Annotated in this window: 14 protein-coding genes and 1 pseudogene; 11 read left to right on the forward strand and 4 right to left on the reverse strand. The window is 43.8% G+C overall.

The window, feature by feature from the left end; all coding sequences use genetic code 11:
• Positions 1-2: 2 nt before the first annotated feature.
• The 5 genes from rpsI (at position 3) to scpB (ending at position 4,688) form a co-directional block, all read left to right on the forward strand.
• A complete protein-coding gene (rpsI, locus tag ACOBWA_RS10585; protein WP_101206364.1) occupies positions 3-389 on the forward strand; it encodes a 30S ribosomal protein S9 in 387 nt (128 codons plus the stop codon).
• A gap of 332 nt (positions 390-721) precedes the next feature.
• On the forward strand, positions 722-1,810 hold the full coding sequence (locus tag ACOBWA_RS10590) for a lipid A biosynthesis acyltransferase (RefSeq protein WP_420229317.1): 1,089 nt from the start codon (positions 722-724) through the stop codon (positions 1,808-1,810).
• A 108-nt stretch (positions 1,811-1,918) separates the two neighbouring features.
• Complete coding sequence (locus ACOBWA_RS10595) at positions 1,919-3,004, forward strand: tryptophan--tRNA ligase (RefSeq protein ID WP_420229318.1); 1,086 nt, start codon at positions 1,919-1,921, stop codon at positions 3,002-3,004.
• Positions 3,005-3,184: 180 nt separating this feature from the next.
• Complete coding sequence (locus ACOBWA_RS10600) at positions 3,185-4,003, forward strand: segregation and condensation protein A (protein ID WP_420230762.1); 819 nt, start codon at positions 3,185-3,187, stop codon at positions 4,001-4,003.
• Positions 4,004-4,127: 124 nt separating this feature from the next.
• A complete protein-coding gene (gene scpB, locus ACOBWA_RS10605) occupies positions 4,128-4,688 on the forward strand; it encodes an SMC-Scp complex subunit ScpB (protein ID WP_420230763.1) in 561 nt (186 codons plus the stop codon).
• 120 nt (positions 4,689-4,808) lie between these two features.
• Here the strand turns inward: scpB and lolA are convergent, their stop codons facing one another.
• From lolA to rplU, 3 genes are all read right to left on the reverse strand, one after another.
• Positions 4,809-5,495, reverse strand: coding sequence for an outer membrane lipoprotein chaperone LolA (lolA, locus tag ACOBWA_RS10610; RefSeq protein WP_420229319.1), 687 nt, complete (start codon positions 5,493-5,495; stop codon positions 4,809-4,811).
• A gap of 408 nt (positions 5,496-5,903) precedes the next feature.
• The gene (rpmA, locus tag ACOBWA_RS10615) at positions 5,904-6,161 is read right to left on the reverse strand and encodes a 50S ribosomal protein L27 (protein ID WP_021813611.1); all 258 of its coding nucleotides are present in this window, start codon (positions 6,159-6,161) and stop codon (positions 5,904-5,906) included.
• 91 nt (positions 6,162-6,252) lie between these two features.
• A complete protein-coding gene (rplU, locus tag ACOBWA_RS10620; RefSeq protein WP_057761012.1) occupies positions 6,253-6,564 on the reverse strand; it encodes a 50S ribosomal protein L21 in 312 nt (103 codons plus the stop codon).
• A gap of 569 nt (positions 6,565-7,133) precedes the next feature.
• Between rplU and ACOBWA_RS10625 the strand changes: the two genes are divergently transcribed.
• The 6 genes and pseudogenes from ACOBWA_RS10625 to hemB all read left to right on the forward strand — a co-directional run bounded on the left by ACOBWA_RS10625 (position 7,134) and on the right by hemB (position 16,729).
• Positions 7,134-8,159: a polyprenyl synthetase family protein gene (locus ACOBWA_RS10625; protein WP_420229320.1), complete on the forward strand. Its 1,026-nt coding sequence runs from the start codon at positions 7,134-7,136 to the stop codon at positions 8,157-8,159.
• Between the two features lie 828 nt (positions 8,160-8,987).
• Positions 8,988-10,390, forward strand: a pseudogene (locus ACOBWA_RS10630) (efflux RND transporter periplasmic adaptor subunit).
• A 35-nt stretch (positions 10,391-10,425) separates the two neighbouring features.
• A complete protein-coding gene (locus tag ACOBWA_RS10635) occupies positions 10,426-13,656 on the forward strand; it encodes an efflux RND transporter permease subunit (RefSeq protein WP_420229321.1) in 3,231 nt (1,076 codons plus the stop codon).
• The gene (locus tag ACOBWA_RS10640; protein ID WP_420229322.1) at positions 13,653-14,012 is read left to right on the forward strand and encodes a hypothetical protein; all 360 of its coding nucleotides are present in this window, start codon (positions 13,653-13,655) and stop codon (positions 14,010-14,012) included. Before ACOBWA_RS10635 ends, ACOBWA_RS10640 begins: the two co-directional genes overlap by 4 nt.
• Before the next feature lie 208 nt (positions 14,013-14,220).
• On the forward strand, positions 14,221-15,465 hold the full coding sequence (locus ACOBWA_RS10645; protein WP_420229323.1) for an efflux transporter outer membrane subunit: 1,245 nt from the start codon (positions 14,221-14,223) through the stop codon (positions 15,463-15,465).
• Positions 15,466-15,721: 256 nt separating this feature from the next.
• Positions 15,722-16,729 (forward strand): porphobilinogen synthase, encoded by a 1,008-nt coding sequence (gene hemB / locus ACOBWA_RS10650; RefSeq protein WP_420229324.1) that lies wholly within the window; start codon positions 15,722-15,724, stop codon positions 16,727-16,729.
• Between the two features lie 123 nt (positions 16,730-16,852).
• Here the strand turns inward: hemB and ACOBWA_RS10655 are convergent, their stop codons facing one another.
• On the reverse strand, positions 16,853-17,830 hold the full coding sequence (locus ACOBWA_RS10655; RefSeq protein ID WP_420229325.1) for a glutathione S-transferase family protein: 978 nt from the start codon (positions 17,828-17,830) through the stop codon (positions 16,853-16,855).
• Positions 17,831-17,999 lie beyond the last annotated feature (169 nt).

Raw genomic sequence — 17,999 nt, forward strand, 5'->3', positions numbered from 1 at the left:
TTATGGAACGCAATTACGGAACTGGTCGCCGCAAGACGTCTACTGCTCGTGTATTTTTATCAAAAGGTACTGGTAGTATCGTTGTTAACGGTAAGCCACTTGACGAATACTTCAGCCGTGAAACTTCACGCATGGTTGTACGTCAGCCATTAGAACTACTAGACTCTGTTAACGCATATGACTTATATGTAACTGTTGCAGGCGGTGGTATTAGTGGTCAAGCTGGCGCAATCCGCCACGGCATCACACGTGCATTAATCGAAGCTGACGAAACTTTGAAGCCTGCCCTAAAAGCAGCTGGTTTTGTTACTCGTGATTCACGTCAAGTTGAACGTAAGAAACTGGGTCTACGTAAAGCACGTAAACGTCCACAGTTCTCAAAACGTTAATCAAAACTATCTCTTATATTTTTGCTGCTGTTGTCTTTTTCTCAGAGCTTCAGTAGCAAAGTTAAATAAGAGTCTGGTTTTGCAAAACCTTATAAGCTGGTCACAGCTTATAAGGTTTTTTTATGCCTACTGATAGCGTGTTGATTATCCGATTGTCTTCATCAAACCAGCTTTGTTTTACGGCAATAACTAACATGAGTGCCTTGTTTCAACGCTGCAAAGTAGAGCGTCTGTAGAAATTCTAACTTGCAAAGCATTACACGCTACCCCATCATATCAGTAACTTTTTATTATTTGCCATGATGCCTCAAACCGTGCTGCAGAAGGATATTATGAAAGCGCCAGAACAATTTGACCCTAGCAAGCCATCTGCCAATAGCAGCGTGTCGCCTAGCATGAAACAGTCGGCTAAGTCGCCTGCGATACCTGCTGGCACACCGACAATTACTCAAAATCATAAGCGTACAGCGCAAGCAGATAACAAGCCATTTCAGTGGCAGTTTTTATCACCCAAGAATTGGGGCATCTGGCTGTTATTTTTGATAATACTACCAATGATATATCTGCCGTTACGCTGGCAATTTTGGCTAGGACGTAAGCTCGGTATATTGATTTTTAAAGTTGCTGGCTCACGTAGACGCGATACATTAATCAACCTGAAGTTGGCATTTCCAGAAAAGCCTGAAGCTGAACGTGAATTAATGGCCAAGCAAGTCTTTGTCAATCAAGGCATTGGTGTGTTTGAAACGTTATGCGCTTGGTTCAGGCCAAATATATTTACTAGAACTGTTTCCATTTCGGGGTTACAGCATATTGTTAATGCGCAAAATGAGCAGCGACCAGTTATCCTGCTAGGTGCACATTATACGATGCTAGATTTGGGTGGCCTATTATGTGCGCAGTTTTTCCCTGTAGATTGTATGTACCGTACGCAAAACAACCCATTATTAGACTGGTTTATTTATAATGGTCGTACCAATATTTTTGGTAAGCAAATCTCTAGTCGTGATATGCGTAGTTTAGTTACCTCTATCAAAGCGGGACACGTCATTTGGTATTCTCCTGATCAAGACTATGGTCTCAAGCAAGGTGTTATGGCGCCATTCTTCGGTGTACCTGCTGCGACGATTACTGCATCGCGTCGCATGGCAAAACTGGGTAGCAAAGCAAAGCCACCAGCTGTCATGGCACTGCATACTTATCGACAAACGCCTGACAATTTGCCGCGTGGTAAACGCCCACACTATCATTTAACAATTACACCAGAATTAGACAACTACCCAAGTAAAGATGAAGTCGCTGATGCCACTCGAGTCAATGAAGTTTTAGAAGGACTCATTCGTATTGATCCTACCCAGTGGATGTGGTTCCATCGTCGCTTCAAACATGGGCCAAATGGTCGTACTGATATCTATAAGTAAACCTTTATTTCCAAAAATACTAGTGAAGTTTGCTATACTTTGCGGCTAATAATTTGCATTTTAGCTATGCACTGATAATAATTTGATAAACAAAATAACGGATTTTCCATGAGCAATAACAGTACTCCTGACAATCAAACTTCTGATACTTCAACCGAAGCCAAGCGCATCCTGACTGGTATCAAGCCAACTGGTATTCCACACTTAGGTAACTATGTTGGCGCGATTCGTCCAGCGATTGAGTCTATTCAGAATAGTGATCACGAAGCGTTTTTCTTTTTAGCAGACTACCATGGCATCATCGGCTGCTATGACCCTGCTATCATTCATGAGTCGACTAGAGCCATTGCTGCTACGTGGATTGCTTGTGGTCTAGACCCTGAGCGTGTTACGTTCTACCGTCAGTCAGACGTGCCTGAAATTCCAGAACTTGCTTGGATTTTGAACTGCTCATGTGCCAAAGGTTTGATGAACCGCGCCCATGCCTACAAAGCGGCCATTGATATTAATACAGAAAAAGCCGATGTCGATCCTGATCAAGGTGTCACCATGGGTCTATTCGGTTATCCCGTGCTAATGGCGGCTGATATCTTGATGTTTAATGCGACCCATGTACCTGTTGGGCGTGATCAAGTGCAGCATATCGAGATGGCGCGTGATATCGCAGGTACTTTTAATCATCGTTATAAGTCGCTTTTCACGCTACCGTCAGCAGTCGTTGATAACGATATACCGCTGCTTACTGGGCTTGATGGCCGCAAGATGAGTAAGAGCTATAGCAATACGATTCCCCTATTCGGTGAGCCAAATCCACAGGTTAGTCCTGAAAAACAAATGCATAAAGCAATCATGAAAATTGTGACTAACTCACAGCTACCTGATGAGCCAAAAGATCCTGATGATTCAGCTATCTTTGAGATTTATAAAGCATTTGCTACTGCTGAAGAGATTGCTGATATGCGTGCGCGTTATGCCGCTGGTATTGGCTGGGGTGACGCTAAGCAAGCGCTGTTTGATAAGATCAATGACGAAATCGCGCCATTCCGTGCACGTTACGAAGAACTGATGGCCAATCCAAAAGAGCTAGAAGAGATCTTGCAGATGGGTGCGGATAAAGCCCGTCGCCATAGTCGTAAGCAACTAGACAAAGCTCGCCGTGCTATCGGTATCCGCCCGCTTGCTAAGCTTAAATAATCGTTCCTGGAATAGTCGTTTTACTGGCGCAATTTATTATCAAAGCGGGTGCTAAACGTGCAAACTGAACCAAACACCAAACAGGCGGCTTTGTCTAAAGCCGCCTTATCTGCTATGGCTGATTCAACCTCCGAACTTACAGACAATCAGAGCGATCTTGATGAATCAGTCAACCATAATATGTCGCTACGTATCTATCAAACGCCTGTGCAGCATTTGCCAGAAGATCTATATGTACCACCGCAAGCCTTTGCTATTTGGTTAGAGCAATTTGCTGGTCCATTGGATTTTCTATTGTATTTGGTCAAAAAGAACAACGTCGATTTGACCCAAATGCCTATTCTGCCTATCACTGAGCAATACTTAGCTTATATCGGTGAATTGGATACCGAGCACTTTGAATTAGCAGGTGATTATCTGCTGATGGCATCAACGCTCATCGCTATCAAAACCGAGTTGCTATTACCTACCCCTGATACCCTAACCGACGAGCGTGACCCAAAAGCAGAGTTGATCGAACGCCTTGAAGAATACGCGCAAATCAAAGTGGTCAGTCAGCGCCTAGACAATCTAGTACGCTTAGAACGCGATGTGTTTTTGGCCATGGTTAGTATGCCTGATCAAAACGTTATGAATGCGGAGCTGCCAAGCTACTCATCTAACTTGCTGATTGATAGTTTATTTAAAATGCAACTACAGCCCGACTATCAAATGCATACGATCAAAGTTGATGCAGTACCACTTGCCGATCGTATTGCCAGTATTAGTAGGCAATTAAGTACAGATGGGGCGCGCTCCTTTTATGAGCTACTAGACAAGGCACAAGGTAAAATAGGCGTGGTCGTGAGTTTCGTCGCCGTACTTGAGCTTATAAAACGGCAGTTAGTTGGTGTGGTTAATATTGAGACAGATAGCGATAACGTCAACTCTGCTCCCAATGAAGAACCGTCTGATGTGGATAGTGAGCCTACCGCACTTACGTTACAGTGGTTAGCCTAGTAGACTCTAAGACTGTCTCCTAGCCCATTCTCTATCAAAATCACAATATTGAAATAAGAGCATACTTTAGATGGTAGATATTGAAGACCCAAAGCAACATGACGAAACCCAAGAATCAACAACTATGACTACATCACCATCAGCTGAAGCGCAGCATAATTCTCTTGAAGAGATGAGTAAACGTATTGAAGTACTGTTGCATGCGTCAGAAGCACCGCTGACAGCTCACGCATTAAAAAAACATTTATCATTATCTACTAAAGAATTAAAGCAAACCTTGGAAGTACTGCAACAACGCTTAGGTACAGGTGTGCTTAGGCTACATGAGACCGCCAGCGGTTATCGCTTACAGATATCTAATGACTATAGCAGTCTAATTCAGCGTACTTTTCCGCAGCGTCAAGAACGCCTGAGCCAAGCCCTACTTGAAACCCTAAGTGTCATTGCATACAAGCAACCTGTGACGCGTAGTGATATCGAGCATGTGCGCGGAGTGACATTATCGAGCAATATACTGCGCCAGTTATTCGATAAAGGATGGATTGTGGAGAAAGGCTTTAAAAATACTCTAGGCTGTCCTGCATTGCTTCATACTACTGCGCAGTTTTTAGATGCGTTTGGATTAAGCCATCTGGATGAACTGCCACCTATGCCAGATATGGAAACCATACGATCCATATCTTAAACTTTCTGCTGAACAAACTATAGTTACTCACATGAAAAAGGACAGATCGCATAGGATCTGTCCTTTTTATTACGTTGCTGATTTTGAACTGATATCAAAACCTAGCAACATATCGGTTAATTACTGATTAATTACGTCAACACCTTTTGGTGGTGTAAATTTAAACTGACTGCTACCAATACTTGGGTTCATTTTGATACCGCTAAACTTGATAGAGGTTGTTTGACCCAAGGTGTCATTCAATACCATCATGACAGGTTTGCCACCACTAAAGCTTATTGAAAGACTTTTGAAACTTGCACTGTCTGACTTAGGATAGAGTACGTAGTAGTTTTTGTTGTCATATGGCTGAGTGATTTTGAAGTTTTGATCAATCTTGCTTGGATCACCTGACAGTAGCAAAGCTGGCGTATTACCTACTTGGCTGTCGACATTCTGCTTAGTCGCTTGCTCTAAATCCTTGTCATAAACCCACATAGAGTTACCATTAGCAACGATCAATTGCTCTGATGGTGACTTGGTTTCCCAACGGAAGTTATTTGGACGTTGTACACTCATAGAGCCTTTAAACGTACCACTACTCGCGCCTTTAGTCGTTTGACTAAAATTGGCCGTCATACTCTTGGTATTGGTCAGCAATTTATTCAAACGTTTAGCAGCTGTTAGGTTATCAGCAGGAGCTGCTGTAGCCGTTTGAGTCAATGCCATCATTGGCGCTGCGATACCTAGCGATGTCATTAATACACCTGCTAAAGCACCACTCATCAATTTTTGTTTGGTTGATTTTTTCGTAGATAAGTTCACCATAAATCCTCTCTAAAAAGCATAATCGCTTTAAAGTTGTCGCTAAAAATAAAATGTTCTATTGAAATTTTTGTTTTCTATAAATACTGATTTTACCAAGCTAAAGCTGGTAACCATCAGCAATGGCAACAGTGTGCCAGTTTTTTATTACGCGCCTAGTCATGATTTGCAATCTTTACTACGGCTGCCATACACGCTTGTAACCAATACAGTTACACGGTAAAAGTTTGCATTTATAAGTGTTAGCTACAGTAATTAAGCTAATAGTGGCCTTAAAAATATCGCTCAAAAGAATTATTATTAATTTATATCACCCTACAAACGTAAAAAGCCCCTACTACCATAAGGCAGTAAGGGCTTTTTAATTATCTGATCATTCTATTCAGTGAATAAAACGACCTAAATAGATAATTATGCGTTTTCAACCGTAACATAACGACGGTTAAATTTACCTTTGGTCGCAAACTTTACAACACCGTCATTCAGTGCAAATAAAGTATGGTCACGACCCATGCCAACGCCTTCGCCTGCGTGGAATTCTGTACCACGTTGACGAACGATGATGTTACCAGCTGTGATAGCTTGGCCACCAAAGATTTTTACGCCTAGCATTTTTGGGTTTGAATCACGACCGTTACGGCTCGAACCGGCAGCTTTTTTATGTGCCATGAGAAAATCTCCTTGTTAATTTGACTTATCGCTGATGTGATAACTCTTAAGCATTTAGTGCGCTATTTAGCAATAATTGCTAAATGGATAATTAGGCATTAATCGCTTTGATTTTTAACAAGGTGTACCATTGGCGGTGACCTTGTTCTTTGTGATAATGCTTACGACGGTTGTGCTTGATGATACGGATTTTTTCGCCGCGACCATGCTCAACAACTTCAACTTCTACGCTAGCACCGTCAACAACAGGCTGACCGATTTTGACGTTATCGCCGTCAACAACCATCAACACGTCTTCAAATTTGATTGTTTCGCCTTTTTCTGCTTTTAGTAGTTCAACTTTAAGCAATTCATCGACGACTACACGGTGCTGTTTACCACCAGTTTTGATTACTGCGTACATTGTATGACTCCGTTTAACCCGTGTGCCGTGGCTGATGTTATACCAACGCTTTTACGACGAACACGACAGGGAAAAATTAAAGGCAAGATTTTACGGCTTTTTGCTCATAAAAGCAAGCCGCGCCTCTTGTTTTTGCAAGGTGGTTACACTAATGACCATCTCTCATTTTGCTATAACGGCTGCTCATCAAGGAAAGTCGATAAATGACAATACGAATATAAACATGAGAAATAGTAATAATAAGTGATAGATTAAGCCCAACAGCGGCCATTATAACTTATGCAATCAGTTACTTACAGCCTTTTGTGAATCATTTATGTGACCAATAAGCTTAAAATGCGCTAGAAGATATATCTGCAAAACATAAGACATTTTTTATAATTTTTATTCTATTCAATAGGCATAGTAAGCCCTGTATATCATACGCTTGACCTACTTGTGCTATATACTTTAACCAACAATTTAAGCAGATAGCTATGCTATCATAAGCGAAATAATACCTTACCTATAGATAGATAAAGTCAAGGTTATACCAACTCTCTTTACTCTTATTAATATGACTATTTATTATGACTAGTACCTCTTTAAATAATACCCTGCCTGCCTCTCAATCGACGCCTAGCTATGCTGATATTCAAAGTATTGTAGCCAATGACTTTGAGGTAATGGACAAGCAAGTATTTGGCAGTTTGAACTCAAAAGTACAGCTTGTTATGAGCGTCTCGCAACACGTGATCAATGCTGGCGGCAAACGTATGCGCCCGCTGATTACGCTATTGTGTGCCCGTATGTTTGACGACAATCCATCAGAAAAAGCGATGCACCTAGCAGCCATTACTGAGATGCTACATACTGCAACCTTAGTGCATGACGATGTGATCGATGAATCAGGACAGCGCCGCGGTAAACCGACGGCAAACGCCACATGGGACAATGCCACTGCCGTATTGGTCGGTGACTATCTCATAGCCCGTGCTTTTAATCTTTTGGTTGGTTTTCAGAGCTTGCCATTGTTGCAAGTGTTCTCTGATGGGACCTGTGATATTGCTGAAGGCGAAGTGTTACAGCTACAGCACCAACATAACCCTGCCGCGACAGAGGAAGATTACTTACGCATTATCGATGGCAAAACATCACGCCTGTTCATGATGGCGACCCAAGGTGCTGCTATCTTGCAAGACAAGACAGCATATATGACGGCATTAGGCGATTTCGGACAGCATTTTGGTAATGCGTTTCAAATTATCGATGATGTGCTTGATTATAGTGGCGATAGCGACGTAATGGGCAAAAACCTAGGCGATGACCTTGCTGAAGGCAAGCCTACCCTACCGACTATCAAAGCACTCGAACTACTCAAAGACAGCGACACTGAAGGCTATGAGCAGTTGCGTATCGCCGTTCAGACAGGTAAGACACCAAACGCTGAGCAGCTGATTGAATTGGTACGTAATTCTGGCTCATTAGCTTATTGTAAGCAGCGCGCGCTGGAAGAAACTAAACTGGCGCAAGATGCCCTTAGTACGCTACCAGACAACCGTTATCGTACAGGCTTATATCAATTGACTGAACTCGCTAGCGCCCGACTAGTATAATTAAAGCTGAGTCGTCTTTATTATTAGCTAATTAAGACGACTCTTTTTTGACAGAATTTTTTAGCAAAGCTTTTTAGCAAATTTCTTTAGCAATTGATAAATAAAAAGCCCATAAATTAGAAATTACCCTCTTAAAAACTAGCATGTCAGCCAAATCGTTACCTTTCTTTAAGTTTCATACATCCTTGCAGTACTATAATCGTATAAGGCTTTTTGGACAGTCGGTCAAAGTTTGATAACGCTAGGTAGAGAGATACTGATAGTTATTTTTTATGACTGTAATTAGGGGTTGCTAAAACTGTCATTTTGTTGACAAAGTCGATTTTCTATCGTTAAAAAACCTTAGTTACTATAGGGTTTTAGATTTATAACAAAAGTTTACAATATATTTTGATACTAGGTTGTGCATGGTTCTATTAGCTGTTAATAGAGACGACGCTTACTATGACGGCAATCTATTAATTCGTAAACTGTAATATTACCGCTTTTCGGTCCAGCTCATATCTGAAACTACTTGACTGTGGGGTTACCCCAATAGTTTATAATGACTCATTAAATTTATTAATCCATTCTGTGGTTTGCTTAAACAATTAATGCTAAATAATCCTTTCGATACTTAATCCATATCGATGTCAGATTTTCTATTAGTCATATTTCGCTAACGGAAACATCTGAAACTGGAATAAATAATGCTAGCTTAGGCTATTTATTCTTTTTATTTAGCATTAGTAAGTTATTTAGCATTAGCAAGACCCTTATATTCAGTACGCCAAACTTATTGATCGATTTTTATACTGTCACTATTTATATATATTGCCGAGGACATTGATGAAGCACTCTTATCTTGCGCTTGTAATAGCATCTGTACTATCTGGAGCTGTACTGGTTGGCTGTGACAAAAACGAGGACGCCGCTGGTGAGCAAGCCGCACAGCAGCAAATGCCGCCTGCGGTTGTCAACGTTCAAACAGTCACTCTCGATACCGTCCCTCAAGTACAAACTTTTTCTGGACGTACTGCAGCTTATCAAACTGCTGACGTCCGCCCACAGGTCAACGGTGTGATTGACGAAGTACTATTCCGTGAAGGAAGTAACGTCAAAAAGGTCAGCCACTATATCGCATCAACACCGACAACTATGCCTCATCTGTAACGAGTGGCCAAGCCGCCGTACAGCAGTCACAAGCTAACTATCAAACTGCTGTGGCAAACAATGCCAATGCAAAAGCTGAGTTGGTCAGTCGTCAAGCGTCATTAGCACAAGCGCAAAATGACTTACAACGTCTGCAAGGTCTGGTCAGTATTGATGCCATCTCAAAGCAGCAGTACGATCAAGCACAAACAGCCGTACGTACAGCACAAGCAGCAGTACAAAGCGCCGCCGCCGCTGTCGGTCAAACTCAAGCAGGTATTGAGAGTGCAAAAGCAGGCATCCAGACTGCAAAAGCAGGTTTAGAAGCCAGTACCTTAGATCTAAACCGTACAATCGTACGCGCACCGCTTACCGGTCGTACTGATCGCTCTAGCGTCACTGCTGGTACTCTAGTCAGTGCTGGTCAAGCAGATCCATTGGTGACTATTTCACGCTTAGACCCTATCTACGTCGATATCAGCCAGTCTTCTTCTGAGTTGCTCAAGCTTCGTCAGCAGATTGCAGATGGTACTGCTCAGCCAGGTATGAACTCAGTTGAATTGGTGCTAGAAGACGGTTCTGTTTACCCAGTACGCGGTAAGCTTGCACTGTCGGAAGCCAAAGTTGATGAGTCAACAGGTGCTGTCACCTTACGTGCTATTTTTCCAAACAGCAATAACATCCTGCTACCAGGTATGTATGTCACGGCACGTTTGACACAGAGTGTTATTACCAACGCAGCCCTTGTCCCGCAAAGTGCAGTCACTCGTACGCCGAAGAGTGAGACGCAAGTCTATATCGTTGACGAAAATAATAAAATCCAAGTACGTCCGGTCACCATTAATGGTACTTACGATGGACAATGGGTCGTCACTGAAGGCTTGAAAGCAGGTGACAAAGTAGTTGTGATTGGCGGTGCTAAGGTTAAGCCTGACCAAGAGGTGGTCGCCAAACCACTAGAAAGTGCAAATCCAGCACCATCTGCAAAAGGACAAGGCACGCCAAACGCCAAAACGCCTCAGCAAGCTGCAAAAACGGTGGATAAGCCAGCTGGTAACGAAACTTCTGCTAAGAAACCTACAGAAACCGCTGCTAACTAATTCCATTCAAAGATAGGAAGACTTAGGGATATACTATGTCACGTTTTTTTATTAATCGCCCTATTTTTGCATGGGTTATGGCTATTTTGGTCATGCTCATCGGGGTGATATCGGTTATTAATCTACCGATCGAACAGTATCCACGTATTGCACCGCCGACTATTTCGGTCAGTGCAAGCTATCCTGGTGCTAATGCACAAACCGTCGAAAACTCAGTCGTACAGATCATTGAGCAACGTATGAAAGGCCTCGATGGTCTGATGTATATGTCGTCATCGAGCTCGTCAAATGGTAGTGCTTCAGTGACGCTTACCTTTGAAAACGGCACAGATCCTGACACAGCTCAAGTACAAGTACAGAACAAACTGCAAGCAGCGATGAGCTCCTTGCCTGAGTCTGTTCAGCGTCAAGGTGTCAACGTCAATAAATCGTCTAGCAGCTTTTTGATGGTGCAAGCATTTATTTCTGAAGATGGCACCATGGATCGGGCAGATATTGCCGATTATATTAACTCTAATGTCGTCGATTCGATCAGTCGTGTAGAGGGTGTGGGTGAAGTTCAAGTCTTTGGCTCTACTTATGCGATGCGTGTATGGCTTGACCCTTCACGCCTACGTAGCTACAACATGATACCTTCAGATGTGGTCAATGCGATACGAGCGCAGAACGCACAAGTATCTGCCGGTCAGTTAGGTCAAGCACCTGCTGATACCGACCAACAGGTTATCAATGCCACGGTCACGGTGCAAAGCTATCTTCAAACGCCTGAAGAATTCCGAAACATTCTACTAAAAACAGATACCTCAGGCGCACAAGTACGCTTAGGCGATGTGGCAGATGTCGAAATCGGCAGTGAAAACTATAGCGTTGTGTCTTTATACAATGGTAAAGAAGCAGCCGGTTTAGGTATTTCACTCGCTGGTGGCGCAAACGCCCTTGAGACTCGTGAAGCCGTCGGCGCACGTATGGCTGAGCTGGAAAAAAACTTCCCAATTGGTCTAGCCTCAGTCGTTCCGTATGACACCACACCATTTGTACGCTTGTCTATTGAACAAGTCGTTATGACCCTCATTGAAGCGATTGTGTTGGTATTTATCGTTATGTTCATTTTCTTACAGAACTGGCGTGCCACCATTATCCCGACCCTTGCCGTACCTGTCGTACTCTTGGGTACCTTTGCAGTGTTGTATATTGCAGGCTTTAGTATCAACGTCTTGACCATGTTTGCTATGGTTCTCTCCATCGGTCTGCTGGTCGATGATGCGATCGTCGTGGTAGAGAACGTCGAGCGAATACTAGAAGAAGATCCTCACATCTCTATAAAAGATGCAACTATCCAGTCGATGGGTGAAATCAGTAAAATCGTTATTGGTATTGCGCTTATCTTGTCTGCAGTATTCGTACCGATGGCGTTCTTTGGTGGCTCAACAGGGGTGATTTATCGCCAGTTCTCCATCACGTTGATTACCAGCATGGTGCTGTCAGCCATGGTCGCGCTTATTTTTACGCCTGCGCTATGTGTCACTTTACTCAAACGCGGTAAGAGTCACGAAAAAGGCAGTACTGAAAAGCAAAAGGGTTTCTTTGGTTGGTTTAACCGTGGCTTCTTTAAACTTAGCCGCTCTTATGAAAACTTTGTCGGCAAGAGTATTCGTTTTAAATGGCTTTACATGATTGGCTATGCAGCCATCATCGGTATCATGGCGGTTGTGTTCTTACGTATTCCCGGCTCGTTTTTACCAGAAGAAGATCAGGGTATTATGTTTACCTTGGTTCAGCTTCCTGCTGGTTCGACATTAGATGAAACGCAAGAAGTGCTCGATAAAGTCAGAAACTATTACGACACTCAAGAAACCGATAACATTGCCTCTGTCTTTACCATTGCAGGCTTCAGCTTTGCAGGTCAAGGTCAGAATATGGGTCTGGCGTTTGTGCGCTTATCAGACTGGGAGGAACGCTCGGGCGATGAAAACACCGCTCAAGCTGTCGCTGGTCGAGCGATGGGGTATTTCCTTACTCAGATAAATGAAGCTCAAGTATTTGCCATCGTCCCACCAGCGATTACCGAGCTTGGTAATGCCAGTGGTTTTGACTTAATGCTTCAGGACAGTGGTAACCTCGGACATGACGGGCTACTTGAAGCCCGAAACATGCTCTTAGGTATGGCCGCGCAGAACGATCAAGTAGCTGGCGTACGTCCTAACGGGCAAGAAGACTCGCCACAACTTAAAGTAAATATCAATCAAGAACAAGCGGCGGCTTATGGCCTGTCACTAAGCAATATCAATAGCGTTATCTCAACAGCGTGGGGCTCAAGCTACGTTAATGACTTCATCGATCGTGGCCGTATCAAACGTGTCTATGTACAAGGTGAAGCCAGCAGCCGTACCAACCCTGATGATATTGGCAAATGGTATGTACGAAATGACATGAATGATATGATTTCGTTTGATGCATTCTCTAGTAGTGAGTGGCAGTCAGGCTCACCGCGTCTTACTCGTTACAACAGCCTACCGTCCATGAACATCCAAGGTAGCGCCGCACCAGGACTAAGTACTGGTGAAGCAATGAGCTCAATGGAAGCGATGATAGACAAGCTACCTGAGGGTATCAGTTACGAGTGGACAGGTATGTCATTGGAAGAGCAAAAATCAGGTGCCCAAGCGCCAATGCTTTATGCGCTTTCAATCCTAGTTGTCTTCTTATGTTTGGCAGCTTTGTACGAAAGCTGGTCGATTCCTTTCTCTGTGCTACTAGTTATTCCACTTGGGGTATTGGGTGCAGTGATATTTACCTGGCTACGTGGTTTTGCCAATGATATCTACTTGCAGGTTGGTCTACTGACTGTCGTTGGTCTATCCGCCAAAAACGCCATTTTGATTATTGAATTTGCCAAAGAACACCAAGAAGAAGGCTATAGTCTGACAGAGGCCGTCATGACCGCAGCACGCCAACGTTTGCGTCCGATTATCATGACCTCACTTGCCTTTGGTTTGGGTGTTGTACCATTATTCTTGGCGAATGGGCCAGGTTCAGGCAGTCAAAACGCTATTGGTACTAGTGTTGTTGGTGGGGTAGTCACAGCAACCCTCTTAGGTATCTTCTTTATCCCAATGTTCTATATCTGGGTGCGTAGCGCGTTCCCGCATAAATATGAGAACAACACACCCAATGATAAAGATGGTGGCAATGGTACGCCTGACTCGCATAACCCAACACCTTCTGAGAGTTATCAGCCTGCAAGTCTTGGAGACAATACACAATGAGTGCTCAAAAAACATCTATCATCAACTCATCATCGGTAGCTATTACAGCTATCGATGCGCAGCCAGCACTATCTCGTTTGCGCAAAAACAGTGGCCGCCTGTTAGGGCTGACTGCATTGGCAATCAGCATGGCCGCTTGTAACACCATTCCAAAAGCGGATATGCGTCCTGTGCTAGCAGAGCCAAATATTCCTATGCAGCAATCTTACGGTGCATTTGATAAAGAGACTGTCAGTAGTGCTGACCAAGCAAGCATTGCCAGTCAACGCTGGCAGAATTTTTATAGCGATGAGCGGCTAAAAGGTTTGATTGCTCTCGGTCTTGAAAAAACAAAGACTTTGAAAGTGCGCGCCTAGCGATTGAAAAAGCACGTGCACAGTATCAGATTACCGATATTAACGACTTACCAGCTATCAACGGCAGTGCTGGTTATACTCGCTCAGCACAGAATCGTACTGATCGAAACGCTAGTAGTAGCTACAGTGTCAACTTGGGCCTTGCCAATTACGAGCTCGACTTTTGGGGTAAAATCTCAAGCTTAAAAGATCAAGCATTGCAGAACTTTTGGCGACGACAGCAGCCAAAGATGCGACCCAAATCAGCTTGATTAGTAATATTGCCCAAAGCTACGCTAACCTAAGCTATAGCTTAGCGCAGTTAAAACTGGCTGAAGCTACAGTCGAGAGTCGTGAGCGCTCGCTATTTATCGCGGATAAACGTTTTGAAGCAGGTATTGACGCAAAACTGCCTTTATTGCAGGCTGCTGCCTCATTAGAGAGTGCCAAGCTTGCCGTATTACGTGCACAGACCAGCGTTCTCCAATCACGCAATGCATTGCAGTACTTGGTTGGTGGCGCGATTCCAAACGAGCTTATCCCAACACCTGCTGTCAGCAATATCACTAGCCAGCAGATATTTAATGCCGGTCTACCAAGTGAATTACTACGTTATCGTCCTGACGTACTACAAGCGGAATACAATCTAAAAGCGGCTGGTGCAAATATCGAAGTGGCCCGTGCCTCTTACTTCCCATCTATTAGCTTAACCAGTAGTGTGGGCGTTAGTAGCGGCAGCCTAAATGACTTGTTCAAAAATGGTGCCGTTGGCTGGTCGTTTGGACCTAGCATTAGCGTCCCTATCTTTGATGCAGGCCGTCTAGATGCCAACTATGATGTGGCTCAAATCGAACGTGAACAAACGCTTGCTAGCTATGAGAGCTCTATCCAAACGGCATTCCGCGAAGTGTCAGATGTACTTGCTACTCGTGCAACTCTTGGTGAGCAGTTAGAGGCGCAGTATCGTCTGCAAGATAATTTTGAGCAGACCTATCAGATAGCAGATGCGCGCTTTAAAGCAGGTCTGGACAATTACTTAGACGTACTTGATGCGCAGCGTTCACTGTTCTCTACTCAGCAAGGTATCCTAGATTTAGAGCTACAGAAAATCGTTAGCCAGATTGAGCTGTACCAAGCGCTTGGTGGCGGTGCGAACCTTGATGTACCGACCGTCATCCCTGTACCGCAGCACACCAACTTGGCGCAGATTGTCACTGGAACTGCTACTAGTGCAAAAACCAAAGCGACAAATGCCATTAAAGCAGCTGGTTCAGCGCGTGTGACTACCCCGCAAGAAGCTGTCGCCATTAAGCAGTCGCAAACGGTAGAAACGACTACTTTTGAACCGACTGCTATCGTCGATGTGAATGACGATGGTAAGAAAGATGCCGCTGTCGGCGTGGTCACTGAAGAGACTCGCTTCAATGATGCGAGCGTTGAACACGTGCCTGTGACACAGATTGTCGAGCCTTAAATTAAATGATGGGCTCATAATCTCGTGACGTAATCGTATCTTTACGTTGATAGTCGATAAGTATCATCAGCCCTACCGACTTAACTTGGTAGGGCTTTTTGCTTTATTTTGAGCCTGTTAGTTATAGTAAAATCGTTTTATAAGTCGCTTTTTTGAGAAGCCAGTGCCATAAAGCATGACGCCATAAAAAATGACTTATAAAATAATTTTCACTCGAGCAACACCATAACTACTAAAATGATAGTAAGGAATTATTATGAGCTATACGTTTAACCGCCAATACCCTGCCACTCGCTTGCGTCGTCTACGCTATAACGACAATGTACGAGCAATGATTCGTGAAGTCGAACTACATCCCAAGCACTTTATCGCGCCTGTCTTTGTATTAGAAGGCGACAATCAGCGCGAGACGATCTCTAGCATGCCGGGTGTTGAGCGTTTATCAATCGATTTGCTTATTAATTATGCCAAAGAGCTCTTGGCAGAGGGTGTGACGACTATCGACATATTCCCTGTCATTGACAACGCATTGAAAACCCCTGATGGCAAAGCCGCTTACGACGAAGATGGTCTTACCGCACGCGCAGTCAAAGCGGTCAAAGACGCCGTACCAGAGATGGTCGTCATGACTGATGTCGCACTAGACCCTTATACATCGCACGGTCAAGACGGTCTGCTCGATGACAGCGGCTACGTCATCAATGATGCAACCATCGAGGTATTGGTTAAGCAAGCCCTTGTGCATGCCCGTGCTGGTGCCGATATCATCTCTCCGAGTGATATGATGGATGGGCGTATCAAAGCCATGCGTGATGCCTTTGAGGCAGAAGGCTTTGTTAATACGGCTATCATGGCCTACTCCGCCAAATATGCCTCTGCTTACTATGGTCCGTTCCGTGATGCTGTTGGTAGCGCTGGTAACTTAAAATGCGGGCACAAAAAACAGTATCAAATGGACTTTGGCAATCGTGCAGAAGCCTTGCATGAAGTCGCTATGGACATCAATGAAGGCGCTGACATGGTCATGATCAAACCAGGCCAGCCATACTTAGACCTTATCCGTGAAGTCAAAGATACCTTTGGTATACCGACCTTTGCCTATCAAGTCTCTGGTGAATATGCCATGCATATGGCAGCTATCCAGAACGGTTGGCTCAGTGATGCTGTGATTTTAGAATCTCTGATTGGTTTCCGCCGTGCTGGTGCCGATGGTATTTTGACTTACTTTGCGTTAGAGGCAGCCCGTCAGCTAAACAATGGTTAATATCAATTAAAATGCCTTTTACATTGTAAAACACCCCAGCTGCTTCATAGTCGCTGGGGTGTTTTTTATTGAAATTCTATTTATACTAAGCCGTTTTTGTTCACATGTATAAAGCAAACATGTCTATAGCTGGTCACGATGATGTGCTGTCGTAAAATCAATAGCAGGGCCAATAGGGATGATACGAGTGGGGTTGATATTGGCGTGGCTGGTGTAATAGTGCTGCTTGATGTGCTCCATATTTACTGTCTCAGCGATACCTGGAACTTGGTATAGATCACGCAGATATCCCCACAGGTTTGGATAGTCGATAATGCGGCGTAGGTTGCATTTAAAATGCCCAACATAGACCGCATCAAAACGAACTAAGGTGGTAAATAGTCGCCAATCCGCTTCGGTGATAGTGCTCCCTGTGAGGTAACGCTTATCTGCTAGGCGCGCTTCCAGTGTATCTAATGCAGCAAACAGCTCAATCACCGCCTCTTCATAAGCCTCTTGTGTGGTCGAAAATCCAGCCTTGTACACACCATTATTAATCGTCGTATAGACAAACGCATTAATATCATCGATTTCTGGCAATAAAGATGCTGGCGAAAAATCCCCTGCTAGTGCGCCAACCTCATCAAAAGCTGAATTAAACATACGAATGATCTCTGATGATTCATTACTCACAATCGTATTGGTCTTTTTGTCCCATAAAATCGGAACAGTAACCCGTCCCGTATAGTTGGGTTTTGCTTTAATATAAAGCTCATAAGCATAATCTGCATTGATCAGCGGATCAGGGATTACGCCCTCGCCCTCTGCAAACGTCCAACCATTCTCTCCCATGTAAGGGTTGACCACAGAGATCGGAATGATCTGCTCCAAACCTTTGAGCTTACGATAAACCAAAGTACGGTGTGCCCAAGGACACGCCAGTGAGACATATAGATGATAGCGATCAGGCTCAGCCTTAAACCCGCCTACGCCCGTAGGACCTGCACTGCCATCTACCGTTACCCAGTTCCTAAACCCGGCATCTTCACGCTCAAATCGACCACCATTTTCTTCCGTGTCGTACCATTTATCTTGCCACTTACCATCGACCAATAAGCCCATGTCATTCTCCGACTAATTCTAATTCTAATTTTCATTAAATGCTTGTTTAATACGAATGACTTTACGTCATCGTATTATGACCATCGCATTTGTTAGAGAGATATAATACCAGTTATAGGCGCTGATCCATTAGGTTACACTCTATTATTAACAATAAAAACTAAACTGG

Source organism: Psychrobacter sp. ER1, from assembly GCF_048631835.1.
Classification (GTDB): Bacteria; Pseudomonadota; Gammaproteobacteria; order Pseudomonadales; family Moraxellaceae; genus Psychrobacter.

Bases quoted from the DNA above. Each gene is read 5' to 3' on its own strand.
- rpsI (WP_101206364.1), top strand. From the start codon at position 3: ATGGAACGCAATTACGGAACTGGTCGCCGCAAGACGTCTACTGCTCGT.
- ACOBWA_RS10590 (WP_420229317.1), top strand. From the start codon at position 722: ATGAAAGCGCCAGAACAATTTGACCCTAGCAAGCCATCTGCCAATAGC.
- ACOBWA_RS10595 (WP_420229318.1), top strand. From the start codon at position 1,919: ATGAGCAATAACAGTACTCCTGACAATCAAACTTCTGATACTTCAACC.
- ACOBWA_RS10600 (WP_420230762.1), top strand. From the start codon at position 3,185: ATGTCGCTACGTATCTATCAAACGCCTGTGCAGCATTTGCCAGAAGAT.
- scpB (WP_420230763.1), top strand. From the start codon at position 4,128: ATGACTACATCACCATCAGCTGAAGCGCAGCATAATTCTCTTGAAGAG.
- lolA (WP_420229319.1), bottom strand. From the start codon at position 5,495: ATGGTGAACTTATCTACGAAAAAATCAACCAAACAAAAATTGATGAGT.
- rpmA (WP_021813611.1), bottom strand. From the start codon at position 6,161: ATGGCACATAAAAAAGCTGCCGGTTCGAGCCGTAACGGTCGTGATTCA.
- rplU (WP_057761012.1), bottom strand. From the start codon at position 6,564: ATGTACGCAGTAATCAAAACTGGTGGTAAACAGCACCGTGTAGTCGTC.
- ACOBWA_RS10625 (WP_420229320.1), top strand. From the start codon at position 7,134: ATGACTAGTACCTCTTTAAATAATACCCTGCCTGCCTCTCAATCGACG.
- ACOBWA_RS10635 (WP_420229321.1), top strand. From the start codon at position 10,426: ATGTCACGTTTTTTTATTAATCGCCCTATTTTTGCATGGGTTATGGCT.
- ACOBWA_RS10640 (WP_420229322.1), top strand. From the start codon at position 13,653: ATGAGTGCTCAAAAAACATCTATCATCAACTCATCATCGGTAGCTATT.
- hemB (WP_420229324.1), top strand. From the start codon at position 15,722: ATGAGCTATACGTTTAACCGCCAATACCCTGCCACTCGCTTGCGTCGT.
- ACOBWA_RS10655 (WP_420229325.1), bottom strand. From the start codon at position 17,830: ATGGGCTTATTGGTCGATGGTAAGTGGCAAGATAAATGGTACGACACG.